Here is a 23,834-nt window from a genome sequence, read left to right as displayed (position 1 = left end):
GGAGAGCTGGTCGCTGGCACGCGAAGGCGGTGCGCACGAGGCGCAGACCTGCGCGTGGGCGAAAGCATGAGATGCCGGGAATTGCACGATGCGGCCGGTGCGCGAACGCTGCGCCTGCCGGGTGCATTGCCAGTCTAGCACCAGCGGTCAGGCCGCCCGACCACGCGCCGCGCCGTGCATCACGGGATGGCGCGGCCTCGCCCCGATCGGATCGAGGTCAGTCCTCGTCGGCCGGGTGCACCGTCGCGCCGAGGAAGTCGACCGCGAGGGGCAGCGCCTGCCACGCGGTCTCGGCGGCGCCCTCCACGAGGCGGATCGCGTCGGCGCGCTCGCTCGGGTCGCTCGCGAGCACGAGGATCGACGGGCCCGCGCCCGACACGACGGCCGGGTGCCCGGCCGCGCGCAGGACGCGGATCAGGCGATCGGTCTCGGGCATCGCCTCGGCGCGGTAGCGCTGGTGCAGCTTGTCCTCGGTGGCCGCGAGCAGCAGCTCGGGGCTCTGGATGAGTGCGGCCACGAGCAGCGCCGAGCGCGAGACGTTGAACACCGCATCCTCGTGCGGCACCGACGTCGGCTGCAGGCTGCGGGCGAGCGCGGTCGACATCTCGTGCTCGGGCACGAGCACGAGCGGCGAGACGCCGCGGTGCACCATGAGCTTCTTGTGGCGCGGGCCCTCGGGGGTGACCCACGCGATGGTGAGGCCGCCGAAGAGCGCCGGCGCGACGTTGTCGGGGTGCCCTTCGAGCTCGGTCGCGAGCTCGAGCAGCTCGTCGGGCGAGATCGAGATCTCGGGCTCGAGCAGGCCCTTCGCGGCCATGATGCCCGCGACGATCGCGGCGCCGGACGAACCCAGCCCCCGCCCGTGCGGGATGGCGTTGTGCGCCACCAGCCGCAGCGGCGGGAGCTCGAGGCCGTAGTGCGCGAAGGCGTGCGCGATCGCCCGCACCACGAGGTGCGACTCGTCGAGCGGCACCTCGCCCTGGCCGACGCCGTGCACCTCGATGTCGAGGCCCTCGGGGATGACCTCGACGTCGAGCTCGTCGTAGCGTGCGAGCGCGAGCCCGAGCGTGTCGAACCCGGGCCCGAGGTTCGCCGAGGTCGCGGGGACCTTCACGTGCACGCGACGGCCGGCGAGCTCGGGCGCGAGCGCGGCGCTCGCCTCCGCCGCGGGGCTCATGACGCGAGCCCCAGCACCTGGGCGACGTGCGCCACGTCGGCCGGGACGACGGTGGGCTGCACCTCGGAGCCGTCGGGTCGGCGCAGCGCCCACTGCGGGTCCTTCAGGCCGTGCCCGGTCACCGTGAGCACCACGCGGGCGCCCTTCGGGACCTGGCCCGCGGCGGAACGCTCGAGCAGGCCCGCGACGCTGATCGCCGATGCGGGCTCGACGAAGATGCCGACCTCGGCCGACAGGATGCGCTGCGCCTCGAGGATCTTGTCGTCCTCGATGGCGCCGAAGTAGCCGTCGGTGGCCTCGCGGGCCTCGAGCGCGAGGTGCCACGATGCGGGGTTGCCGATGCGGATGGCGCTCGCGATGGTCTCGGGGTGCTTCACGGGCGCGCCGAGCACGAGCGGCGCCGAGCCGGCCGCCTGGAAGCCGAACATGCGCGGCAGCCGCGTGGCATTGCCCGCGGCGATGTCCTCGCGGTACCCCCGCGTGTACGCGGTGTAGTTGCCGGCGTTGCCCACCGGGATGAAGTGGAAGTCGGGAGCGTCGCCGAGTACCTCGACGACCTCGAACGCGGCCGTCTTCTGGCCCTCGATCCGGTCGTTGTTCACCGAGTTGACCAGGTGCACCGGGTAGTTCTCGGCGAGGTCGCGCGCGATGTCGAGGCAGTCGTCGAAGTTGCCCTGGATCTGGATGAGCTTCGCGTCGTGCGCGATGGCCTGGCTCAGCTTGCCCATGGCGATCTTGCCCTCGGGCACGAGCACGGCGGCCTTGATCCCGGCGTGCGTCGCGTAGGCCGCCGCCGACGCCGAGGTGTTGCCCGTCGAGGCGCAGATGACGACTTCGGCGCCGCGCTCGACCGCCTTGGTGACGGCCATGGTCATGCCGCGGTCCTTGAAGGAGCCGGTCGGGTTCATGCCCTCGAACTTGACCCACACGTCGGCGCCCGTGCGACGCGAGAGCGCGGGCGCGGGCAGCAGCGGCGTGCCGCCCTCGCCGAGGGTGACGACGGGCGTGGCATCCGTCACGTCGAGCCGATCGGCGTACTCGCGGATGACGCCGCGCCACTGCCGGGACGGCGCCTTGGTTGCCTGGTGGTTCACTCTGCTCCTTCGACTCGGATGACGGATGCGACCGAGGTGACCACGGGGCTGTCGGCGAGCGCGCGCACCGTCTCGGCGAGCGCGGACTCACGCGCCTCGTGGGTGCCGATGACCAGCGTAGCCCGCCCGGTCCCGTCGTTGATGGTCTGCACGAGCTCGCCGACGCTGACCCCGTGGTCGGCGAACGCGTGCGCGATGGTGGCGAGCACGCCGGGCTGGTCGGCGGCCTCGATCGTGATGGCGTAGCGGGTGGTGATGCGGCCGATGTCGAGCACCGGCAGCTCGGCGTGCGTCGACTCGGCGGTGCCGGGCCCCCCGAGCACGTGGCGGCGGGCGATCGCGACGAGGTCGCCGAGCACCGCCGAGGCGGTCTGGACGCCGCCCGCGCCGGCGCCGTAGAACATCAGCGGGCCGGCGGCGTGCGCCTCGACGAAGACCGCGTTGTTGGCCCCGTGCACCGCGGCGAGCGGATGCGTTCGGTGCACCATGGCGGGGTAGACGCGCGCCGAGACGCCCTCCTCGCCCGTCTCGGGGTCGGTGAGGCGCTCGCAGATGGCGAGCAGCTTCACGACGTAGCCGGCGCGCTTGGCCGACTCGACCTGCGCCGCGGTCACGCCCGTGATGCCCTCCCGGTGCACGGCCTCGACGGGCACGGTGGTGTGGAAGGCCAGGCTGGCGAGGATCGCGGCCTTCTGTGCGGCGTCGTATCCGCCGATGTCGGCCGTCGGGTCGGCCTCGGCGTAGCCGAGTTCGGTCGCGGTCGCGAGCGCGTCCTCGAGCGACGCGCCCGTCGTGTCCATGCGGTCGAGGATGAAGTTCGTGGTGCCGTTGACGATGCCGAGGATGCGCTCGATGCGGTCGCCGGCGAGGCTGTCGCGCAACGGCCGGATGATCGGGATGGCACCGCCGACCGCCGCCTCGTAGGACAGCTGCGCCCCGACCTGCTGGGCCGCCGCGAACAGCTCGGGGCCGTGGGTGGCGAGCAGCGCCTTGTTGCCGGTGACGACGTCGGCGCCCGCTGCGATGGCCTTCAGCACGAGCGTGCGCGCGGGCTCGAGGCCGCCCATGAGCTCGATCACGATGTCGGCGCCGACGATGAGCGACTCGGCGTCGGTCGTGAAGAGCTCGCGCGGCAGGTCGACGTCGCGCTGCGCGTCGACGTCGCGCACGGCGATGCCGACGAGCTCCAGGCGTGCGCCGATGCGGTTGGCCAGCTCGTCGCCCTGCTCGAGGAGCAGGCGCGCGACCTGGGAGCCGACGGAGCCGGCGCCGAGCAGCGCGACCCGGATGGAACGGTATTCGATCATGCGGTGACTCCGTGTGCGTCATCGTCGTGGCCGGGGTCGTCGGCCACGACGTCGTCGAGGCCCGCGTCGCGGGCGAGCAGGTCGGCCTCGGTCTCGCCGCGGACGATGACCCGCGCGACGCCGTCGCGCACGGCGACGACGGGCGGGCGCGGCACGTGGTTGTAGTTGTTCGCGAGCGACCAGCAGTACGCGCCGGTCGCGGCGACGGCGAGGAGGTCGCCGGGCGCGACGTCGTGCGGGAGGTAGTCGGCGTCGACGACGATGTCGCCCGACTCGCAGTGCTTGCCGGCCACGCGCACCAGCGCCGCCGGCTCGGACGAGACCCGGCCTGCGAGTCGCACGGTGTAGTCGGCCCCGTACAGCGCGGTTCGCGCGTTGTCGCTCATGCCGCCGTCGACCGACACGTAGTGGCGCCAGGCGCCGTCGGCGATCGGTACGGGCTTGACGGTGCCCACGGTGTACAGGGTGACGCCGGCGGGGCCGATGATGGAGCGTCCGGGCTCGAAGGCGAGCTTCGGCACGGGCACGCCGCGGTCGCGGCATCCGTGCGCGACCGCCTCGGCGATGCCGCGCGCGATCTCCTCGATGGGAGCGGGATCGTCGGCCGCGGTGTAGGCGATGCCGAACCCGCCGCCGAGGTTCAGCTCGGGCAGCGGAGCGACGCGCGCGAGCTCGGCGTGCGCGGCCAGGAGCCGCTCGGCCGACTCCGCGAAGCCCGCCGAGTCGAAGATCTGCGAGCCGATGTGGCAGTGCAGCCCGAGGAAGTCGAGCGAGGCGTGCGAGCGGATGCGGGTGCCGATCTCGGCGGCGCGCTCGAGCGAGACCCCGAACTTCTGGTCCTCGTGGGCGGTGGCGAGGAACTCGTGCGTCGAGGCGTGGACACCGCTGTTCACGCGGAGGCGTACGCGCTGCACGCGGCCGGCGCGCGCCGCGGCATCCGCCACCCGCTCGATCTCGACCTCGGAGTCGATGATGATCGCGCCGACGCCGGCGGCGACCGCGCGCTCGATCTCGGCGACCGACTTGTTGTTGCCGTGGAAGCCGATGCGCGACGGGTCGGCCCCCGCGGCGAGCGCGACGGCGAGCTCGCCGCCGGTGCACACGTCGATCGCGAGGCCGGCCTCGGTGACCCACCGCACGATGGCGCCCGAGAGGAAGGCCTTGCCGGCGTAATACACCGTCACGGTCGTGCCGACGGATGCCGCGGCCGCCTCGAACGCGGCAAGGGTGCGGGCCGCACGTGCCCTGGCGTCGGCCTCGTCGACCACGTAGAGGGGCGTGCCGAACCGCGCGGCGAGTTCGGTCGCCGGGATGCCGCCGATCACGAGGCGCCCGTCGGCGTCGCGGTGCGCGCGCTCGGGCCACACCTGCGGCGCCAGGGCGTTGGGGTCGTCGGGCGCGCGGAGCCGACCGGGTACTGCTTCGGTGGATGCCACGGGGAAACCTCACGGGACGGAAGAATCGACGGGTCGCTCGCGGCGAGCGAACCCGGATTGGTTCCTGAAGCCTGCTGCGCGCCGCCCTTGTGGGGCGACTCACCCGCGAGTCTACCGACGCCCCGACGGCGGGCCGAATCCGCGACGCATCGACCGCGCCGCGGATCCGCCCGACGGCGGCCTCAGGCCGGCGTCGCCGTGGGCAGCGCACCGATCTGATTCATGAGCGCGAAGAGGTCGCAGTACTCCGTGAGCTCGACGATCCTGCCGTCGGAGATCCGTATGAGATCCCATACGGCGATCCTGATCTGCCGGCCGCTGGCGGGCACGCCGGCGAACTCGCCGTGGTGCGTCCCCTCGTAGGTGACCCACGTGCTGACCATGTCGTCCTCCGCCACGAGGTGTCGCACGTCGATCCGCAGGTCGGGGAACGCGGCGATGAATCCGCCGACCGCGGCGCGGAACTCGGCGAGGTCGTGTCCGGCGCCGGCGTGCCCGCGCAGCTGCGGCGAGCAGACCTCGTCGAGGGCGCCGAGGTCGTGCGCACCCAGGATCGCGTAGAACCGGGAGGCCACGGCCTTCGTCTCGATGCTCATCGCACTCCCTCCTTTCCATTCCTCATCTCCGACGTTCGCACTCGCGCCGGCCCGGAGCATCGGGAGTCCTCCCTATTCCGCGGCCGGTTCCGTGAAGACGTGGAGCACCGAGTACGCGGCCGCCTCGGTGCGGCTGCGCACGTCGAGCTTCGCGAGGATGCTGCTGACGTGGTGGCCGACGGTCTTCCGGCTGATGTGCAGGCGTTCGCCGATCTCGGCATCCGACAACCCGATCGACACGAGCCGCAGCACCTCGACCTCGCGGTCGCTCAGCCGGCCGGGACGCTTCCGCCCGGTGCGTCCCCTGACCCCGATGAGCCTCAGGAACTCGGATGCCGCGTCGGCGTCGCCGTCCGCACCGACGCGTTCGAACGCCGTCAACGCGGCCGCCGCCTCGATCGCCGCCGTGTCGCGATCCCCCGGCAGGCATGCGCGGGCGTACGCCAGCCGTGCCCGGCTGGACTCGAGCCCGAGGCCGGCGGCCGCGAGTCGTGCTGACGCTGCGCGCAGCATGGACGCGCCCTCGGGATCGCCTCGGGCCGTCGCGACCTTCGCGACCGCGAACTCGGCGGCGGCTCCGTGGCGTCGGCTCGCGGTGAGCGAGGCGATGCGGGTCGCCTCGGTCGCCGCCGCGTCCGCCGCGGGGAGGTCGCCCGCCGCGAGTTCGGCATCGACGAGGAGCAGCCTGAGCGGAAACGCGACGATCGGTCGATCGGCCAGCGCCGCCCCGCCGCCGCGGAGCCGGCCGGCCGCACGGCCGGGCAGTCCGCGCACGAGGTCGACCGCCGCCATCGGGCGGACGGATTCCGGCAGGTCGGCGACCTCCTCGAGCAGGACGGCGGCCTCCTCGACCCGCCCCTGGGCGACCCTCAGCTCGGCGAGCTGGATGACGGGATGCACGCATCGCGGACCGGCGCGTCCGCCCCCGAGCGCCTGGATCGCGCCGAGGATCTCGCCCTCGGCCTCGTCGAGCCGCCCGCTGATCAGCAGCATGCCGCCGCAGCACGCGCCGCAGAAGGCGCCGACCACGTCGGTGAGCCGCCCGTGCGCACGGGCGGTCAGCGGCGGGAAGGCGTGCGAGGAACGGTAGCCCACCACGATCTCGGCCCACCGGCCGAAGCGCTCGGGGTCGCCGAGCAGTTCGGCGATCTCGACCATCGCGCAGCACGCCTCCCCCACGCTCTGCGGGTCCCGTCCCTCGCCGGCGATGGCAGCGACCATCGCCTCGTCGGCGTGGGCGATGCCGTCGTCGACCTCGCCCGCCATCACCTCCATCACGGCGGCACGTGCCAGCGCGACGATCTCGAGGTCGGCATCTCCTGTGCGCCGCGCTGCGCCCACCGCCCCGCGCACGAGCACGAGCGATCCGGCGGCTTCGGCGGCCGCGAGGTCCACCCAGCCGCGGACGGCGGCGTCCCCCGCGAGGTCGGCGACGGTCCGCGCCCGGGACAGCCAGCCGTCGGCGACGACGTCGTCGCGGTCGAGCCGGCGATGCTCGCGCGCCAGCCACGCCGCCGTCGACGCCGACTCCGCCAGCCGGCCCTCCCGGCGCAGCGCACGGTAGGCGAGGGTGCGCGCCTCGAACGCGCCCTCGACGTCGCCCTGCCACCATCGTGCGCTGCCGAGTCCGGCGTAGGCGTCGGCGCCCTCGGTCTCGAGGGCCGCCGCACCGAAGTGCGCCGCGGCTCCATCCCAGTCGCCCGTCTCCAGTGCCCGCTCACCGGCGGCGAGGCGGCCCTGCGCCGGCCCGCCCATGAGGCAAGTATGCTCCTGCGATGCCGCCGCGGCGGCGTCAGCCGCAGGTGCCGGTCGTGGCCAGCGTCTCCTCGGCCAAGGGCAGGCCGCTCGCCTCGAGCCGCACGGTGGCGCCCTCGGGCGTCACCTGGAGGTCGGCGACCTCGACGCCCTCGGGAAGCCGGTCGGCGACGCAGATGGGCAGCGGGTCGCCGCCCATGAGGCGGTCGACGAGGCCCGAGGCGTCGATCGTCCCGCCACCGGCCTGGATGTCGGCCCCCACCGGCGTGAGGAGGACGCGGTCGCCCGCCGCCTCGGGTTCGGCCGTGATCGTGAAGCCGATCGGGAAGCCGAGGACGGTCGCCTCGTCGCTGTAGGCGACGGTGCCGTCGCCGAGCTCGAGACCGCCAGGCACGCCCTGCGACTCGGCGATGGCGTCGACGGCCGCCTCGTCGATGCTCGCGACGACGTCGGCCCGTTCGACGGAGCCGCCCTCGGCGAGCGGCACGCCGTTCGCGGTCACCGTGACGTCGACCGGGACCCCGTACACGTCGAGCGCGGGCGCGGTCGCGACGACCTCGTCCATCCGCCCCATGAGCACCTGCCACAGCGCCGACACACCGCGGATCTCGACGTCGACGTCGCCCTCGACGCCCTCGGGCAGGCCCTGCTCGATCGACGCGGCGACGTTGCGCTCGGCGATGCCACGGCCGACCGTCTCGACGAGCACGAGCAGTCCCGCGACGATCACCAGCAGCAGGCCGACGACGATCAGCGCGCGGCCGCCCGCGCTCGTACGTCGACGGGGCCCGTCGGGGTCGGCGAGGGGCTCGATGCGGACGGTCTCGGCGTCGGAGGCGGACATGGCTCCGAAGGCTACATGCGCTCGGGCGCCGACACGCCGAGCAGGTCGAGTCCGTTGCGGATCACCTGGCCCGTGGCGTCGTTGAGCCAGAGGCGCGTGCGGTGCAGGTCGGTCACGGGCTCGTCGCCGAGCGGGAGCACGCGGCAGTTGTCGTACCAGCGGTGGTACAGGCCCGCGAGCTCCTCCAGGTACCGCGCCACGCGGTGCGGTTCGCGCAGCTCGGCCGCCTGGGCGACGATGCGCGGGAACTCCTGCAGCGCGCCGAGCAGGGCCGACTCGGTCTCATGGTCGAGCAGCTCGGGCGCGAAGGCCGTGCGGTCGACGCCGGACTCGGCGACGTTGCGCGCGAGCTGGGTGGTGCGCGCGTGCACGTACTGCACGTAGAACACGGGATTGTCGTTGCCGCGCCGCTGCAGCACCTCGGGGTCGATCGCGAGGGGTGAGTCGGCCGGGTAGCGCGCGAGCGTGTACCGCAGCGCGTCGGTGCCGAGCCACGCCTGCAGGTCGTCGAGCTCGATGATGTTGCCGGCGCGCTTGGACAGCTTCGCGCCGTTGATGCTCACCAGCTGGCCGATCAGCACCTCGATGTCCTTCTCGGGGTCGTCGCCTGCCGCGCCCGCGAGCGCCTTCAGCCGGTGCACGTAGCCGTGGTGGTCGGCGCCGAGCAGGTACACCTTGTGCTCGAAGCCGCGGTCGCCCTTGTCGAGGTAGTACGCGGCGTCGGCGGCGAAGTACGTGTAGACGCCGTTGGCGCGACGGATGACCCTGTCCTTGTCGTCGCCGAAGTCGGTCGTGCGGACCCAGACCGCGCCGTCCTCGTCGAACACGTGCCCCTGCGCGCGCAGCCGCTCGACCGCGGCGTCGATCGCGGACACGCCGTCCTCGTCCTTCGCGTGCAGGCTGCGCTCGCTCGACCACACGTCGAAGTGCACGTTGAACCGCTCGAGCGACTCGCGGATCTCGCCGAGCTGGAGCTCGTACGCGATCTCGCGCGCGGTGTGGAGCGCGACGTCGTCGTCGAGCTCGAGCAGGTGCGGCTCGCGCTCGAGCACGCGCGCGGCGAGGTCGGCGATGTAGCTGCCGGGATAGCCGTTCTCGGGGGTGGGCTCGCCCTTCGCCGCCGCGATCACCGAGGCGCCGAAGTTGTCCATCTGGTTGCCGGCGTCGTTGATGTAGTACTCGTTCGCGACCTTCGCACCGGCGGCGCGCAGCACGCGGCCGATCGAGTCGCCGAGCGCGGCCCAGCGGGTGTGTCCGATGTGCAGCGGACCGGTCGGGTTCGCCGAGACGAACTCGAGGTTGATCACGCGGCCCGCCAGCGATTCGCCGCGGCCGTACGCGGGGCCCTGCTCGACGATCGCCTTCGCGAGCGAACCCGCCGCCGCGGCATCCAGCCGGATGTTGATGAAGCCCGGACCGGCGACCTCGGCGCTCTCGACGCCGTCGACCGCGACCAGCCCCTCGGCGAGCTCGGCGGCCAGCGCGCGCGGGTTCGTGCCGAGCGGCTTGGCGATGCGCATGGCGATGCTCGACGCCCAGTCGCCGTGCTCGCGCAGCTTCGGCCGCTCGAGCGTGACGGCCTCGGGCGCCAGGTCGAGCACGACCTCGTCACCGGCCTCGCGTCGTCGCGCGACCATGGCGGTGACGAGGTCGAACAGGGCACGCGAGAGGTCGGCGGGAGTCACTCGAAGATCCTACCCGGCACCGTTGGTAGGGTGTCCCGCATGCCGCGCCCGAACGCCCTCCTCCCCCGCACCGCCGCGACGGCGCTCGCCGCCGCGACCGCCGCGCTGGTCCTCGCCGGCTGCACCGCGCCGGGCGCCGCGCCCACCGACGGCGGCGCACCGTCCGGCACGGCCGCACCCGACGCGTCCGCGACGGCCGTGCCCACGCCCGAGCCGACCGAGGAGCCCGTTCCGTTCGAGATGGCGTGCGACGCGATGCTGACGGCCGACCAGGTCTACGCGTTCAACCCCAACCTCGGCGTCGCCCCCGATTACGAGCCGTCCGGCTCGGGCGTCGTCGAGGTCGTCGCCGCGGAGGGCACCGCATGCGGCTGGAGCAACCAGACGAGCGGCGAGGTCGTCGAGGTCGGCGTCGCGACCCTCCCGCCGAACGCCTTCGAGCGGCAGGCCGGCCAGGCGGCGATGACGAGCAACGCGGTGCCGACCTACGGCACGCCGCCCGACGTGGAGGGCTTCTTCCTGCTCTCGGGCGGCGTCGGCCAGGCGCAGGTGTTCACCGGCGGCGAGTACTGGGTCGTCGTGGAGTCCGAGTCGCTGTTCGAGCCGGGCGACGCGCAGCAGCTCGTCGCATCCGTGCTGGGCAACCTCCCCCAGGGCTGATCGCGAGCCCCGCGCGGTGCCGAGCGGGGCTCCTCGCAGGTGGTAGTGTTGCTGGCTGTGCGCCTCCGTAGCTCAGGGGATAGAGCGCCGGTTTCCGGTACCGTAGGTCGGGGGTTCGAATCCCTCCGGGGGCACGTCGTGAAGAGCCGGGTCCAGTCGATCGACTGAGGGCCCGGCTCGTTCCGATTCCCGCGCCGCTCGCCGGCGCGCTCCCGTGTCGCGCGCGTCGCCGACGCCCGCCGCTGGAGGTCGTCTGAACGTCCGCCGTGAATCCGTGGACGGGCTCTCCGACCCGACCATAGACTCCAGACATCCGCTCCGAGGGGAAGGCAACGGGTGCGCATGCGGTCGGTACGCAGGGGTTCGATCGTGTTGGCCGTGGCGGTCGGGGTCGCCCTCGCCGCGCTGCCGCAGGTGGCGCATGCCGAGGACCCGGTCGCGTTCGGTGCGAGCCCGGTCGTCGACACCGCCGGTGCGCTGAGCGGCGGCGAGCTCGCCGACGTCGAGGCGGCGATCGACGCAGCGGCCGACGCGAGCGGCCGCCAGTTGTTCGTCGCGTACGTCGACGAGTTCACGAACCCCGAGGATGCCACGTCGTGGGCGACCGACACCGCGAACGCGAACAACATGGGCACCGAGGACTACCTGCTCGCCGTCGCGATCGACGGACGTGCGTACTACCTCTCAGCCGCCGAGGACGCCTCGCTGTCGGCCGCGGACATCGACCGCATCTCGCTGCAGGTCGTCGAGCCCGAACTGCGCGACGGCGACTGGGCCGGCGCGGCGATCGCCGCGGCCGAGGCGATCGGCGGCGGCTCAGGCGGCGGGGGCGGCGGCCTCGGATGGCTCTGGATCGTGCTCGCCGGCGCGGCCGTGATCGCGGTCGTGGCGATCGTGCTCGCGCGCCGTCGCCGGAAGGCCGCCGTCGGCGGCGCGGGCGGCCCGGGTGGCCCGCCAGCGCAGCCGCCGGTGCCCGTCGAGGAACTCCGGCGTCAGGCGGGCGGGGCGCTGGTCGCGGCCGACGACGCGCTGAAGACGAGCGACGAGGAGCTCGGCTTCGCGGTGGCCGCCTACGGCGAGGAGGCCACCGCCGGCTTCCGGGCCTCGCTCGAGACCGCGAAGGCCAAGGTCCGCGAGGCCTTCACGCTCCAGCAGCGGCTCGACGACCACGAACCCGACACCGAGGCGCAGCAGCGCGAGTGGTACGAGCGCATCCTCGCCCTGACCGGCGAGGCCGACGCCATGCTCGACGAGGAGGCCGCCCGCTTCGACGAGCTGCGGGCCCTCGAGCAGAACGCGCCCGACGCGCTCGCCCGCGTCGAGCGGGCGGCGCGCGCGGCCGACGAGGCGATCGCGCCCGCCAGCGCCCGCCTGCATGCGCTCGGCGCCCAGTACTCGGGCGCGGCGCTGGCCGCGGTCGCCGACAACCCCGAGCAGGCCCGGGCACGCGTGGCGTTCGCGCGCGATTCCATCGAGGCGGCGCGCGCCGCGATCGGCCGTGGCGAGACCAGCGCGGCCGCGGTCGACATCCGCGCCGCCGAGGAGGCGGCCGACCAGGCGAAGCTGCTCACCGCCGCGATCGAGCGACTCGCCGCCGACCTCGGCGCCGCCGACCGCGCGATCGCCGCAGGCGTCGACGACCTCGACACCGACGTGCGCACCGCGCGAAGCCTGCCCGACGGGCGCCTGGCCGGCCTCGCCGACCGCGTCGAGGCCGAATCGTCGGCGATCCGCGCCGAACTCGACCGCCCCGGTCGCGCACCACTCGAGCTGAAGGCCCGGCTCGACCGGGTGAACGCCGAGATCGACCAGGCCGTGCAGGGCGCCCGCGACGCGCAGGTCGCCGCCGATCGGGCGCGCGCCGAGCTCGACCGCACGCTGCTCTCGGCACGCTCGCAGGTGCAGGCCGCGGAGGACTACCTCGTCGCGCGGCGCGGCGCGATCGGGTCGGAGGCGCGCACGCGGCTCGCCGAGGCCGGACGGCTGCTCGTGGAGTCGCAGTCGCTCGCGACGACCGACCCGGCCCGCGCGCTCACGTCGGCCCAGCGCGCCGAACAGCTCGCCGGCCAGGCGATGTCACTGGCGCAACAGGACGTGGGCGGATTCGGCGCGGGGTACGGCGGGTACGGCGGCGCCCCACAGTCGCGGGGCGGCGGGGGCGGCGACCTGTTCGGGGCCGTCCTCGGCGGCATCCTCATCAACTCGGTCCTCGGCGGAGGCGGCGGCGGCATGTTCGGCGGCGGCGGCGGCCGGAGCGGCGGGTTCGGCGGCGGGTTCGGCGGCGGGCGCTCCCCCGGCAGCTTCGGCGGCTCGGGAACGCGGGGCCGACGCGGAAGCGGGGGCCGCTTCTGAACCGACTCGACCTGATCGCACGGCACTGACGACCACTCAACCGGAAGGAGACCAGGATGGCCAAGCAGTCCATCTTCGGACGCATCTCGCAGCTCCTGCGAGCCAACATCAACGCCCTCATCGACCAGGCCGAGGACCCCGAGGTCATGCTCGACCAGATGGTGCGGGACTTCACGAACTCGATCGCCGACGCCGAGGCGGCCATCGCCGAGACGATCGGCAACCTGCGCCTGCTCGAGGACGACCACCGCGAAGACCTCGAAGCCGCGCGCGAGTGGGGCGACAAGGCCCTCGCAGCGAGCCGCAAGGCCGACCAACTGCGCTCCGCGGGCGACACCGCCGGCGCCGACAAGTTCGACAACCTCGCTAAGGTCGCCCTCAGCCGCCAGATCTCGTCCGAGAACGAGGCGAAGGCGGCCGAGCCGCAGATCGCCGCGCAGACCGAGGTCGTCGACAAGCTGAAGAGCGGCCTGAACGGCATGAAGCAGAAGCTCGTCGACCTGCAGAACAAGCGCAGCGAGCTCATCGCGCGTTCGAAGACGGCGGCGGCGCAGCAGCAGGTGCATGAGGCCGTCAAGTCGATCGACATCCTCGATCCGACGAGCGAGATCGGTCGCTTCGAGGACAAGATCCGCCGCGAGGAGGCCAAGGCGCGCGGGCAGGCCGAGATCGCCGCGTCGAGCATCGACGCGCAGTTCAACGAGCTCGACGACCTCGGCGAGCTGACCGAGGTCGAGGCGCGTCTCGCCGAGCTCAAGGCCGGCGGCTCGTCGCAGGGCCAGATCTCGGGGTCCTGATCCGGGGCGCGGATGCCGCCGGGCCCTCGCCCGCGGCATCCGCGCCGTTCGTTCCGCCCCTTCCGGGAAGGGAGTCGTGCATGGCGCGCGTGCCCGACATGAGCCCGGAGGAGGCCGCCGCGGTCCTCGGCGTTCCGCGCGGCGCGGAGCCGGCGGAGGTGGAGCGCGCCTACCGACGGCTCGCGCGCGACCTGCACCCCGACCGCTACGTGGGGCGCCCGGTCGAGGAGGCGACGGCCGCCGCCGCCCGGTTCGTCCAGGTCGCGCATGCGCACGAGGTGCTCGTCGCGTTCGCGAGCCGGCACCCCGAGACCTCCGGCCGCATCGTCGTCGAACGGCCCGATGCGGATGGCGCGGCGCCGCGCCCGGTCCCGGTCCCCCGGTTCAGCTGGTGGCTCTTCGGCGCCTGGGCGCTCGTGCTGGTCGTGGGCGCGGTGCTCTCGACCGGGACCGGGCCGATCCTCGCCCCGATCGACCTCTGGGGGCGGCTCGGCCTGCTCGTCGCGTTCGCGCTCGCGACCTCGCTCACGCGCCGGCGATGGGTGTGGTGGACGACACTCGCCCTGCTGGTCCTGAGCGGTGCGGCGGTGATCGCGTCGACCACGATCACGGGCCTGCTCGGGCTCGGGCTGATGGCGGTGGCGTGCGTCGGGCTCGCCGTCCAGGCGGGGCTCGTGCGCTTCCCCGATCAGTAGCGGCGGCACCGGTAGTGCCCGGGCGCGCCGGGGCACATACTGGGATGCATGCCGGCCACCTTCCTCGTCGTCCCCGAGTGGCAGGGCTCCGTGTCCTCGCGCGCCATGAGCCACGCCGACGGCGCGTACGCGATCCACGGCGACCTGCCGTCGTCGGCGACCGTCCTCGTCGACGTGCCGGTCGAGGCGGGTGACGCGCTGGGCACCGGCGTCCACCGCTACAGCGCGGTCCGGCGCGTGCGCGAGCGCACCGCCGAGGCCCTCGGCTCGGCGCGCGGCACGCCCATCGCCGTCGGCGGCGACTGCGGCATCGCGCTCGCGCCCGTCGCCGCGGCCGCCGCCGCGCATCCCGGCGAGATCGCCGTGCTCTGGCTCGACGCCCACCCCGACCTCAACACGCCCGACACGAGCCCGTCGGGCGCGTTCAACGGCATGGTGCTCCGCGCGATCGCGGGCGAGGGCGCCGACGGCCTCGCCCTCGAGGGCGACCAGCGCGTGCCGTCGTCGCGCATCGTGCTCGCCGGCGTGCGGGCGATCGATGACGGCGAGCAGGCATTCATCGACGCCGAGGGCATGACGGTGCTCGGCATCGACGAGTTCGCCGACCCCGGCGCGGCGGTCCGGGCCGTCGCGGCGACCGGCGCGACCCGCGTGTACGTGCACGTGGACCTCGACGTGCTCGACCCGTCCGCGATCGCGGGGCTGTCGTATCCGCTGCCCTTCGGGGCCGAGCCCGACTCGCTGGTCGCGCTGATCCGAGAGGTCGTGGCGCGCTTCCCCCTGGCCGGCGCCTCGATCGCCGGGTTCGCCCCCGCGTCGCCCGACGCGGCGATCGACGACCTGCCCACGATCCTGCGCCTGGTCGGCGCGCTCGCGTCCGGCGCGTCCTGACGCGCCGAACCGCCCGTAGCCCGCGCACGGGCGGCTGCCTAGGCTGGTCGGGACGGCCGGGCAGCGCCCCGGGCCGGGAGGGAGCCGTGATGGTGCGGGAGTTCGACGTCGTGGTGCTCGGGGCCGGGCCCGTCGGCGAGAACGTCGCCGACCGCGCACGGGCCGCCGGGCTCGAGGTCGCGGTCGTGGAGCATGAGCTCGTCGGCGGCGAGTGCACGTTCTGGGCATGCGTGCCGTCGAAGACGTTGCTGCGCAGCGGTTCTGCGCTGCGCGCTGCGCGGCGCGTGCCCGGCGCCGCGCAGGCGGTGACGGGCGAGCTCGACGTGGCGGCGACGCTGGCGCGCCGCAACGCCTTCGTCTCGGACTGGACCGACCGGGGCGGGCAGGAGTGGCTCGCGAGCGTCGGCATCGAGCTCGTGCGCGGCCACGGTCGGCTCGACGGCGAGCGGCGCGTGATCGTGTCGCCGGCGGGCGGCGGCGACGACGACGTGCTCACGGCGCGGCATGCGGTCGCGGTGTGCACCGGCTCCGACCCCGCGGTGGCGGACATCCCGGGACTCGCCGACGCGCACCCGTGGACGAGCCGCGACGCGACCGGCGCCCAGGCCGTGCCGGGACGCCTCGCGGTGATCGGCGGGGGCGTCGTCGCCGCCGAGATGGCGACGGCGTACGCCTCGTTCGGCGCCGAGGTGACGGTGCTCGTGCGCACCGCGATGCTCCGCGGGCTGGAGTCGTTCGCGGGCGAGGCCGTGCTCGCCGGGATCCGCGCGCTCGGCGCGACCGTGCGGCTCGGCGTCGCCCCCGTGCGCGTGGACCGCCGGGCGGGCGGCGAGGTCGTGGTCGAGCTCGACGACGGCACGTCGGTGACCGCCGACGAGGTCCTCGTCGCGACCGGCCGGCGCGCGCGCACCGACGGCATCGGCGTCGAGACCGTCGGGCTCGAGCCCGGCGCCTGGATCGAGGTCGACGAGACGCTCGCCGCGGCATCCGTCGCCCCCGCCGATGCGGAAACCCCTCCGTGGCTGTACGCGGTCGGCGACGTGACGGGGCGCGTGCACTTCACGCACCAGGGCAAGTACCAGGCGCGCGCTGCGGGCGACGTGATCGCGGCGCGGGCGCTCGGCACCCCGGTCGACGACGCGCGCTACGGGCTGCACGCGGCGACCGCCGACCATGTGGCGGTGCCCGACGTCGTGTTCGCCGAACCCGAGGTCGCGGCGGTCGGGCTCACGGCTGCGAAGGCCGAGCAGGCGGGCATTCCCGTCCGCATCGCCGAGGCGTCGTTCTCGAGCGTCAGCGGCGCAGGCATCCTCGGCGACGGCGACGAGGGCCGGGCACGGCTCGTCATCGACGACGCGCGCGACGTGGTGGTGGGCGCGACCTTCGTCGGCCCGGGCGTCGCCGAGCTCGCCCACCAGGCGACGATCGCGATCGTCGGCGAGGTTCCCGTGCGGCGGCTCTGGCACGCGGTGCCGGCCTTCCCGACCCTGAGCGAGATCTGGCTGCGGCTGCTCGAGGCCGACGGCCGGCCCGAGGTCGATGGCCGGCCCGAGGCGGCCGAATGAGCCGGATGGTGCGCCTGCGCCTCACCGACTCCCCGATCAGCCGTGCCGGCTACTGGTGGGCGACCGCGGTCGGCTTCGCCTGGGGCTTCCTGTGGAGCCGCGGCCGGATCGAGGTGCGGCACGGCCTCGTCGTGTTCCGCGGCATGCCGAAGTGGACCTTCGGGCGCGGCGGCTCGTGCGTGGGCGGGTGCTACCTCACCGACCGCAACGACTCCGACACCGTCCTCGGGCACGAGGCCGTGCATCGCGCGCAGTGGCGCACCTACGGCATGCTCTTCCCGGTCGTGTACTGGATGTCGGGCCGGAACCCGCTGACGAACCGGTTCGAGATCGAGGCAGGTCTCGAGGCCGGGGGCTACCTGCGCCGACGGCCCGGGCGCAGTGCACGCCCGGGCCGCGACGCGGCATCCGCCTGAGGGCGGACGCCGGTCAGCGCGTCGTCACTGCTCGACGACGCCGGCGATCGCCTCGACGAGGGCCGGCAGGCCGCCCTCCCAGTCGAAGCTCAGCGCGGTGGGCGGAGAGACCGACGACACGGTGACCGGGTCGTACACCTGGGCGACCTGGCCCGCGGCGACGGCGGGAATGGCCTGCAGCTCGGGCTTGACGAGGAAGGCGTCGGCCTCCTCCTTGGTGCTGTGGTAGCTCACGATCACGTCGGCGTCGAGCTGGTCGAGCTGCTCGTAGCTGAGCTCGTAGTAGAAGCCGCCGTCGCTCGTGTCGAGCTCGGAGACGCTCGGCGCGACCTCGAGGCCGAGCTCGGTGAGCACCTCGATGCGCGAGTCGGCCGCGGTGTAGACGTAGACGAAGCCGTCGCCGTCCCAGACGCCGGCGAAGGTCGTTCCCGCGAAGTCGGGGTGCGCGGCCGACTGCTCGGCGAGCCCGTCGGAGATGCCCTGCAGCACGGCCTCGCCCTCATCGGCCCGGCCGAGCGCCTCGGCGGTGATCTCGATGGTCTCGTCCCACGGGGTGGTCCACGGCGCCTCGGGGTAGGCGACGACGGGCGCGATCTCGGAGAGCGTGTCGTACTGCTCCTCGGTGAGGCCCGAGTACGGGGCGAGGATCAGGTCGGGGTCGGCCTCGATGAACTCCTCGTACGGCACGGTCGCACCGCCCTCGGGGTCGCTGATGAGGGTGGGCAGCTCCTCGCCCGCCTCGTCGTACGCGGCCTCCACCCACGGGAGGTAGTTGCCCTCGCCGACGGTCCACGTCTGCTCGGCGATGGCCACGGGGTAGACGCCGACGGCGACGGCCGCCTCGGTGGAGCCCCAGCCCCAGGTCGCGACGCGCTCGGGGGCGTCGTCGATCACCGTCTCGCCGAAGGCGTGCTCGATCGTGATCGGGAAGCCGTCGGCGGCCGCGGCGGCCGGGTCGGATCCGGCCGAATCGGCGGTGCCGCCCGCGCAGGCGGAGAGGGCGAGCGCGGTGGCGGCGGCGCCGGCCACGGCGATCAGGGAACGTCGAAGACGCACGGATGCTCCTTGGTTCAGGGGAGGAGTGGATAAGGCAAGGCTAACCTAACTTACCCATCGCCGCATCCCGGGCGTCATGCGCGGTCACGCGACGCGCCCGCCGCGTGGAACCGGCCGATGGGCACCACGAGCGGCGTGCCCGCGACGGGGTCGGGGACGACCCGGGCCTCGAGCCCGAACGCCTCCCGCACGGTCTGCGCCGTGAGCACCTCCCCCGGATCGCCCTCGGCGACGACCCGGCCCGCCGACATCACCACGAGGTGGTCGGCGTAGCGCGCCGCGAGGTTGAGCTCGTGCAGGACCATCACCACGGTCGTGCCGCGCTCGCGGTTCAGCGACGTCAGGAGGTCGAGGAGCTCGAGCTGGTGGGTGACGTCGAGGAACGTGGTGGGCTCGTCGAGCAGCACGAGGTCGGTCTGCTGGGCCAGGACCATCGCGATCCACACGCGCTGGCGCTGTCCGCCCGAGAGCTCCTCGATCGGGCGATCGGCGAGGTCGGCGACGCCCGTTGCCGCGAGCGCCTCGGCGACCACCTCGTCGTCGTCGCTCGAATGCCGGCCGAACCAGCCCTGGTGCGGATAGCGCCCGCGACCCACCAAATCGGCGACCCGGACGCCGTCGGGCGCGATCGAGGACTGCGGCAGGACGCCGACGCGGCGGGCGACGTCGCGTCGCGGCATCCGGGACACGTCGAGCCCGTCGAGCGTGACGCGGCCGGCCTCGAGCGGGTGCAGTCGGGCGAGCCCACGCAGCAGCGTCGACTTGCCGCACGCGTTCGGTCCGACGATCGCCGTGATCCGGCCCGCGGGGATCGCCAGGTCGAGCCCCTCGATGACACGACGGCCGTCGTAGCCGAGGCTCACGCCCTCGGCGGCGAGCCCCGCGGCGACGTGGCTCATGGAAGCGGGCGGGAAGCTCATGCGCGGGTCCTCTCGGTGCGGGCGAGCAGCCACAGCAAATACGGGGCGCCGATCACGCCGGTCACGATCCCGAGCGGCGCCGTGAACCCGGGCACGGCGAACTGGCCGACGACGTCGGCGCCGAGCGTCAGCACGGCGCCCACGACGCCGGCGGCGGCCACCGCCGCTCCCCCGCCCCCCACGAGTCGGCGCGCGACCGCGGGCGCGATGAGGGCGACGAACGCGACCGGCCCGGCGACCGAGGTCGCCAGCGCCACGAGCGCGACGGCGATGACGAGCAGGACGACCCGCGCGGCATCCACGCGGACGCCGAGGGCCTCGGCGTGGTCGTCGCCGAGCGCGAGCGGGCGCAGCGCACGGGTGGCGAACGCCAGCGCGAGCGCGCACGCCGCGGTGCCGATCGCGAGCGCCGCGAGCGCGTCGCCGCGGACGTCGGCGACGCTGCCGACCGTCCAGTGCAGCGCCGTCTGCGCCTCGCGCACCTCGGATCGCGCGAGCAGCCAGGCCACGGTGGAGCCGCACAGGTAGGCCATGCCCACGCCGACGAGCACGAACCGCACGCCGTGCAGCCCCTGCCGCCACGCGGCGAGCCAGATCACGAACGCCACCACGAGCCCGCCGCCGAACGCGAAGCCCGCGACGATCGCGCTGCCCGCGCCGAGGCCCAGGATCGCCCAGACCGCACCGAGGCTCGCGCCTGCCGAGATGCCGAGGATGTCGGGGCTCGCGAGCGGATTGCGCAGCGTCGACTGGAACACCGCGCCGGCGAGCGCGAACGCCACGCCCACCAGCAGGGCCGCGAGGATCCTCGGGAGCCGGAGGTCGAGCACGACGAACCGGTCGAGCCGGTGGCCGCCGCCGAGGAGCACGGCGAGCACGCGGTCGGGGCTCACGCCGGCCGCACCGAACGAGAGCGCCGCGAGCGCGATTGCGATGGCCACGGCAGCACCGACCCCGACGACGGTCGCGCGGCGGCGCCGGTCGGCACGACGGACCGCGGCCACGTCGACGACGGCCTCTGCCACGGCCATCAGAGCCCAGCCACCCGTCGGCTCCGGGCGATCGCGATGAGCACCGGCGCGCCGAGGAACGCGGCGACGACGCCGGCCTCGAGCTCGGAGTTCGGCACGACGAGCCGCCCGATGACGTCGGCCGAGAGCAGCATGATCGGACCGAGCAGCACCGCGAGGGCGGTGATCCAGCGGTAGTCGCTGCCGACGAGCCGGCGTGCGGCGTGCGGCACGACGAGCCCGACGAGCGCGATCGGCCCCGCCAGCGCGACCGCGGTGCCGCTGAGGAGCACGAGCGCGACGCCCGCGACGGCGCGCGTGACCCCCACGCGCTGGCCGAGCGCCGCGGCGACGTCGTCGCCGAGCGCGAGCAGGTCGAGGCGGTGGGCCAGGGCCGCGGCGAGTACGACGCCGACCGCGAGGAACGGCCAGAGCGTCGCCACGGTCGACAGGTCGCGACCGGTCAGCGAGCCGACCGCCCAGAAGCGGTACTGGTTGAACGCCTCGGTGTCGCGCAGGAGCACGAGGGCGATGAGCGGGGTGAGCAGCGCCGTGAGTGCCGCGCCGACGAGTGCGAGCCGCACCGGCCGCGCGCCGCCGATCGCGAAGACGACGAGCGCGGCCGCCGCGGCGCCCGCGAACGCGAACCAGATGAAGCCGAGGGGCGAGGTGATGCCGAGGAACGAGATGCAGAGCACGACGGCGAGCGACGCGCCCGAGTTCACGCCCAGCAGGCCGGGGTCGGCGATCGGGTTGCGGGTGACGCCCTGGATGAGCGTGCCGGCCAGTCCGAGCGCGATCCCGGCGGCCAGGCCGATGAGCGTGCGGGGCACCCGCAGCTGCACGACGACGGCCTGGTCGGGGTCGGCGAGGTCGGGCGAGACGAGCGCCTGCCACACCTCGGCGGGGTCGATGGTGCGCACGCCGAGCGCGAGGCTCGCGGCGACGACGAGGGCGAGCGCGACCGCGCTGCCGAGCAGCACGACGACGCCGCGCCGCAGGCGCGGCCGTCCCGCCTTCCCGCGGACCTCGCTCGGCCGCGTGGCCGCGACGGGGGCCGCGGGTGCTGCCACGCTCACGCCAGTTCGGCGCGGCCCCGCCGCCAGTAGCCCATGAAGGCGACCTGACGACGGTCGAGGCCGGCGTCCTGCACCAGGAAGCGGCGGAGCGCCTTGATCATCGACGCCTCGCCGGCGAGCCACGCGTAGCAGTCGCCGTCGAGGCTCGTGCCCTCCGGGACATCCCACAGGATGCCGTGGGCATCGGCTGCCGCCTCGAGCTCGGCGAGCGTGCGACGCGCCGACTCCGCGGCCGCGGTGGCGGGGTCGGCGCAGTCGCGGAGCCAGCAGGTGCGCGCCACCCAGTCGCGCACCGCGGGAACGAGCCGCTCGCCGTGGGACTGCTCGTGGAGGCGCGGCAGCCAGCGGACCTCGACGCCCTCGGGTGCGCGCACGTCGAGCACGTCGTCGGCGGAAGGCACCTCGATCATGGCCGCGCCCGACGCGTCGGCGGGCAGCGACTCGAGGATCGCGCAGATCGCGGGCGCGGCGGTCTCGTCGCCGGCCAGCAGCACCGTGTCGACGTCGCCGGGCCGCCAGTCGATGCCGATCGTGCGACCCTCGCTCCGCTCGTCTGGCCCGATGAGCACGATCGGATCGCCCGGCCGGGCACGCGTCGCCCAGGCCGACCCCGGCCCCGTGTCGCCGTGCGCGACGAAGTCGAGGTCGACCTCGCGGCGCTCCGGCCGGACCGCGCGGACGGTGTAGGTGCGGAACGGGTTGCGCCGTTCGGCCGGCAGCTCCCGCCAGGCGGAGTACCAGTCCTCGCCGTCGGGGAAGTGCACGAAGCCCGAGTCCGCGAGCGGCATGACGACCTTGACGCGCTGGTCGAGGCCCGCCGTGCCGAAGTCGGCGAGCTCCTCGCCGGCGAAGGTCACGCGGGTGAAGTGCGGCGTGAGTCGCTGCACCCGTGCGACGCTCGCGCGGAAGCCGCGGTAGGCGGGACGCGGTCGTGCGGGCGCGGCGGCCTCGGCGAGTGAGGTAAGCATTACCTAAGTCTTGCACACGCGCATCCGGCCGCGGAACGCGTCGTCACGTGCCGACTCCGGCCCCGCGGCATCCGCTCACCACACGGGCGGCCGCCGTCGGCCGCGTCGTGCGACCCGCTCGAGCTGCGCCGCGAGGGCGAACAGCGCGGCCTCGCCGCCGGGGCGCCCGATGAGCTGCACGCCCATCGGCAGCCCCTCGTCGGTGTCGTGCACGGGCAGCACGAGCGCGGGCAGACCGGAGACGTTCACGAACGACGTGTACGGCGTGAACCGCACCTGCTGCGCGAAGTTCTCCTCGCCGTCCTCGGCGTCGTACCAGCCGACCGGCCGGGGCGTGAGCGCGAGCGCCGGCGTGAGCACCGCGTCGAACGGCGCGAAGCGCGCGATCGTCCGGCGCTCGAAGCCCGTGAGCCATGACATCGCCGAGGCGAGGTCGGCGGCCGAGCGCTCCGCGCCGCGGCCCATGAGCCAGCGCGTGAGCGGCTCGAGCAGGTGGTGCCGCTCGGGCGGCACGTCGATGGTCGCCGCGCCCGCCTGCCAGATGGTCCGGAACGCCGCCGGGTAGTCGGGCTCCGGCGACGGTGCGACCTCCTCGACGCCGTGGCCGAGCCGGTCGATCAGCGCGATGCCCGCGTCGAGCGCGTCGCGCGCAGCCGGGTCGAGGCGGATGTCGGTGAACCCGTCCCACGGCGTGTCGCGCAGCACGCCCACCTGGAAGCGGCCCTCGCCGCGGATCGCCGCGCCCAGGTAGGGGCCGTCCTCCCCCGGCGCCCGCACCGCGAACGGATGCCGCGCGGGGTAGCCGTGCGGCGCGATCATGCCGTCGAGCAGCAGCGCCGCGTCCGCGACGGTCCGGGCGAGCGGGCCGACGACGCCGAGGCCGGCGAGCCGGTCGAGCCCCGACCCCGACGGCACGCGCCCGCGCGACGGCTTGACGCCCACCAGCCCGCAGGAGGCCGCGGGGATGCGGACCGAACCGCCCCCGTCGCTGCCCGGCGCGAACGGCAGCAGGCTCGCCGCGACGGCCGCGGCCGCGCCGCCGCTCGACCCGCCCGCGCCGAGCGCGAGGTCCCAGGGGTTCCGCGCCGGCCGCCCCGCGAGCGGCTCGGTGTACGAGGGCAGCCCGAACTCCGGCGTGGCCGTCTTGCCGAGGCTCACGGCGCCGGCCGCGTCGAGCGCGGCCACGAGGTCGTCGGACTCGTCGGGCACGTTCCCGGCGTGCGCACGCGAGCCGAACGCGGTCGGCACGCCGGCGCGCGGGTGCAGGTCCTTGTCGGCGAGCGGCATGCCCCAGAGCGGCGCCGCCCTGGGCACGTCGCGCTCGACGGCGCGCGCCCGTTCGAGGGCCGCCTCGGGCGTGACGTGCGCGAACGCGCCGACGACGGGGTCGAGCCGCGCGATCCGCTCGAGGAAGTGCGCGGTCGCCTCCACCGGCGAGACGTCGCCGCGCTGGAGCAGCTGGTGGAGTTCGAGGGCGGTGTACTCGTGCAGGGCGTCGTCCACGTCACGAGCCTAGGCCCGCGACATCCGC

The 23,834-nt window shown here is 74.5% G+C and carries 21 protein-coding genes and 1 tRNA gene; 8 read left to right on the top strand and 14 right to left on the bottom strand.

The window, feature by feature from the left end:
- Positions 1-217 precede the first annotated feature (217 nt).
- The 8 genes from thrB to AC3RKB_RS12550 all read right to left on the bottom strand — a co-directional run bounded on the left by thrB (position 218) and on the right by AC3RKB_RS12550 (position 9,894).
- Entirely contained in the window at positions 218-1,177 is a 960-nt protein-coding gene (thrB, locus tag AC3RKB_RS12585; protein ID WP_491436484.1) for a homoserine kinase, read from the bottom strand.
- The gene (gene thrC / locus AC3RKB_RS12580; protein WP_491436483.1) at positions 1,174-2,271 is read right to left on the bottom strand and encodes a threonine synthase; all 1,098 of its coding nucleotides are present in this window, start codon (positions 2,269-2,271) and stop codon (positions 1,174-1,176) included. Before thrC ends, thrB begins: the two co-directional genes overlap by 4 nt.
- The gene (locus AC3RKB_RS12575) at positions 2,268-3,578 is read right to left on the bottom strand and encodes a homoserine dehydrogenase (protein ID WP_491436482.1); all 1,311 of its coding nucleotides are present in this window, start codon (positions 3,576-3,578) and stop codon (positions 2,268-2,270) included. Before AC3RKB_RS12575 ends, thrC begins: the two co-directional genes overlap by 4 nt.
- Positions 3,575-5,014, bottom strand: a complete 1,440-nt coding sequence (gene lysA / locus AC3RKB_RS12570) for a diaminopimelate decarboxylase (RefSeq protein ID WP_491436481.1) — start codon at positions 5,012-5,014, stop codon at positions 3,575-3,577. The genes AC3RKB_RS12575 and lysA overlap by 4 nt, the downstream gene beginning before the upstream one ends.
- 182 nt (positions 5,015-5,196) lie before the next feature.
- Positions 5,197-5,610, bottom strand: coding sequence for an ester cyclase (locus AC3RKB_RS12565; protein ID WP_491436480.1), 414 nt, complete (start codon positions 5,608-5,610; stop codon positions 5,197-5,199).
- A 72-nt stretch (positions 5,611-5,682) separates the two neighbouring features.
- The gene (locus tag AC3RKB_RS12560) at positions 5,683-7,365 is read right to left on the bottom strand and encodes a LuxR C-terminal-related transcriptional regulator (RefSeq protein ID WP_491436479.1); all 1,683 of its coding nucleotides are present in this window, start codon (positions 7,363-7,365) and stop codon (positions 5,683-5,685) included.
- Between the two features lie 37 nt (positions 7,366-7,402).
- On the bottom strand, positions 7,403-8,209 hold the full coding sequence (locus AC3RKB_RS12555; RefSeq protein WP_491436478.1) for an LmeA family phospholipid-binding protein: 807 nt from the start codon (positions 8,207-8,209) through the stop codon (positions 7,403-7,405).
- An 11-nt stretch (positions 8,210-8,220) separates the two neighbouring features.
- Positions 8,221-9,894, bottom strand: coding sequence for an arginine--tRNA ligase (locus AC3RKB_RS12550; protein WP_491436477.1), 1,674 nt, complete (start codon positions 9,892-9,894; stop codon positions 8,221-8,223).
- Positions 9,895-9,933: 39 nt separating this feature from the next.
- Here AC3RKB_RS12550 and AC3RKB_RS12545 point away from each other — a divergent pair, with 39 nt between their 5' ends.
- The 8 genes from AC3RKB_RS12545 to AC3RKB_RS12510 all read left to right on the top strand — a co-directional run bounded on the left by AC3RKB_RS12545 (position 9,934) and on the right by AC3RKB_RS12510 (position 17,270).
- On the top strand, positions 9,934-10,554 hold the full coding sequence (locus tag AC3RKB_RS12545) for an iron ABC transporter ATP-binding protein (protein WP_491436476.1): 621 nt from the start codon (positions 9,934-9,936) through the stop codon (positions 10,552-10,554).
- Positions 10,555-10,615: 61 nt separating this feature from the next.
- Positions 10,616-10,688 (top strand) — tRNA-Arg (locus tag AC3RKB_RS12540).
- A gap of 244 nt (positions 10,689-10,932) precedes the next feature.
- Positions 10,933-12,906 carry a TPM domain-containing protein gene (locus AC3RKB_RS12535; RefSeq protein ID WP_491436475.1) on the top strand — a complete coding sequence of 658 codons (1,974 nt, stop codon included), beginning with the start codon at positions 10,933-10,935 and terminating at the stop codon, positions 12,904-12,906.
- 56 nt (positions 12,907-12,962) lie between these two features.
- Positions 12,963-13,703, top strand: a complete 741-nt coding sequence (locus tag AC3RKB_RS12530) for a PspA/IM30 family protein (protein WP_491436474.1) — start codon at positions 12,963-12,965, stop codon at positions 13,701-13,703.
- An 80-nt stretch (positions 13,704-13,783) separates the two neighbouring features.
- Positions 13,784-14,398: a J domain-containing protein gene (locus AC3RKB_RS12525; RefSeq protein ID WP_491436473.1), complete on the top strand. Its 615-nt coding sequence runs from the start codon at positions 13,784-13,786 to the stop codon at positions 14,396-14,398.
- A gap of 48 nt (positions 14,399-14,446) precedes the next feature.
- Positions 14,447-15,289: an arginase family protein gene (locus tag AC3RKB_RS12520; RefSeq protein ID WP_491436472.1), complete on the top strand. Its 843-nt coding sequence runs from the start codon at positions 14,447-14,449 to the stop codon at positions 15,287-15,289.
- An 89-nt stretch (positions 15,290-15,378) separates the two neighbouring features.
- Complete coding sequence (locus tag AC3RKB_RS12515; RefSeq protein WP_491436471.1) at positions 15,379-16,854, top strand: dihydrolipoyl dehydrogenase family protein; 1,476 nt, start codon at positions 15,379-15,381, stop codon at positions 16,852-16,854.
- On the top strand, positions 16,851-17,270 hold the full coding sequence (locus tag AC3RKB_RS12510; RefSeq protein ID WP_491436470.1) for a Fe-S oxidoreductase: 420 nt from the start codon (positions 16,851-16,853) through the stop codon (positions 17,268-17,270). The genes AC3RKB_RS12515 and AC3RKB_RS12510 overlap by 4 nt, the downstream gene beginning before the upstream one ends.
- A gap of 24 nt (positions 17,271-17,294) precedes the next feature.
- On the opposite strand, the gene AC3RKB_RS12505 is transcribed toward AC3RKB_RS12510, so the two are convergent.
- From AC3RKB_RS12505 to AC3RKB_RS12480, 6 genes are all read right to left on the bottom strand, one after another.
- On the bottom strand, positions 17,295-18,326 hold the full coding sequence (locus AC3RKB_RS12505) for an iron-siderophore ABC transporter substrate-binding protein (protein WP_491436469.1): 1,032 nt from the start codon (positions 18,324-18,326) through the stop codon (positions 17,295-17,297).
- A 74-nt stretch (positions 18,327-18,400) separates the two neighbouring features.
- A complete protein-coding gene (locus AC3RKB_RS12500; protein ID WP_491436468.1) occupies positions 18,401-19,246 on the bottom strand; it encodes an ABC transporter ATP-binding protein in 846 nt (281 codons plus the stop codon).
- On the bottom strand, positions 19,243-20,277 hold the full coding sequence (locus tag AC3RKB_RS12495; RefSeq protein ID WP_491436467.1) for a FecCD family ABC transporter permease: 1,035 nt from the start codon (positions 20,275-20,277) through the stop codon (positions 19,243-19,245). Before AC3RKB_RS12495 ends, AC3RKB_RS12500 begins: the two co-directional genes overlap by 4 nt.
- Entirely contained in the window at positions 20,277-21,329 is a 1,053-nt protein-coding gene (locus AC3RKB_RS12490; RefSeq protein ID WP_491436466.1) for a FecCD family ABC transporter permease, read from the bottom strand. Before AC3RKB_RS12490 ends, AC3RKB_RS12495 begins: the two co-directional genes overlap by 1 nt.
- A gap of 2 nt (positions 21,330-21,331) precedes the next feature.
- Entirely contained in the window at positions 21,332-22,303 is a 972-nt protein-coding gene (locus tag AC3RKB_RS12485) for a siderophore-interacting protein (protein WP_491436465.1), read from the bottom strand.
- A gap of 75 nt (positions 22,304-22,378) precedes the next feature.
- Positions 22,379-23,806 carry an amidase gene (locus AC3RKB_RS12480; RefSeq protein ID WP_491436464.1) on the bottom strand — a complete coding sequence of 476 codons (1,428 nt, stop codon included), beginning with the start codon at positions 23,804-23,806 and terminating at the stop codon, positions 22,379-22,381.
- Between the last annotated feature and the right edge of the window lie 28 nt (positions 23,807-23,834).

The organism is Agromyces capsici, from assembly GCF_058349965.1.
Note: the sequence above shows the minus strand (reverse complement) of the source record. Positions and strands in the feature narration are given on the sequence as shown.

Bases quoted from the DNA above. Each gene is read 5' to 3' on its own strand.
- AC3RKB_RS12530 (WP_491436474.1), top strand. From the start codon at position 12,963: ATGGCCAAGCAGTCCATCTTCGGACGCATCTCGCAGCTCCTGCGAGCC.
- AC3RKB_RS12575 (WP_491436482.1), bottom strand. From the start codon at position 3,578: ATGATCGAATACCGTTCCATCCGGGTCGCGCTGCTCGGCGCCGGCTCC.
- AC3RKB_RS12545 (WP_491436476.1), top strand. From the start codon at position 9,934: ATGCCGCGCCCGAACGCCCTCCTCCCCCGCACCGCCGCGACGGCGCTC.
- thrB (WP_491436484.1), bottom strand. From the start codon at position 1,177: ATGAGCCCCGCGGCGGAGGCGAGCGCCGCGCTCGCGCCCGAGCTCGCC.
- AC3RKB_RS12520 (WP_491436472.1), top strand. From the start codon at position 14,447: ATGCCGGCCACCTTCCTCGTCGTCCCCGAGTGGCAGGGCTCCGTGTCC.
- AC3RKB_RS12500 (WP_491436468.1), bottom strand. From the start codon at position 19,246: ATGAGCTTCCCGCCCGCTTCCATGAGCCACGTCGCCGCGGGGCTCGCC.
- AC3RKB_RS12555 (WP_491436478.1), bottom strand. From the start codon at position 8,209: ATGTCCGCCTCCGACGCCGAGACCGTCCGCATCGAGCCCCTCGCCGAC.
- AC3RKB_RS12560 (WP_491436479.1), bottom strand. From the start codon at position 7,365: ATGGGCGGGCCGGCGCAGGGCCGCCTCGCCGCCGGTGAGCGGGCACTG.
- AC3RKB_RS12495 (WP_491436467.1), bottom strand. From the start codon at position 20,277: ATGGCCGTGGCAGAGGCCGTCGTCGACGTGGCCGCGGTCCGTCGTGCC.
- AC3RKB_RS12515 (WP_491436471.1), top strand. From the start codon at position 15,379: ATGGTGCGGGAGTTCGACGTCGTGGTGCTCGGGGCCGGGCCCGTCGGC.
- AC3RKB_RS12565 (WP_491436480.1), bottom strand. From the start codon at position 5,610: ATGAGCATCGAGACGAAGGCCGTGGCCTCCCGGTTCTACGCGATCCTG.
- AC3RKB_RS12485 (WP_491436465.1), bottom strand. From the start codon at position 22,303: ATGCTTACCTCACTCGCCGAGGCCGCCGCGCCCGCACGACCGCGTCCC.
- AC3RKB_RS12510 (WP_491436470.1), top strand. From the start codon at position 16,851: ATGAGCCGGATGGTGCGCCTGCGCCTCACCGACTCCCCGATCAGCCGT.
- AC3RKB_RS12525 (WP_491436473.1), top strand. From the start codon at position 13,784: ATGGCGCGCGTGCCCGACATGAGCCCGGAGGAGGCCGCCGCGGTCCTC.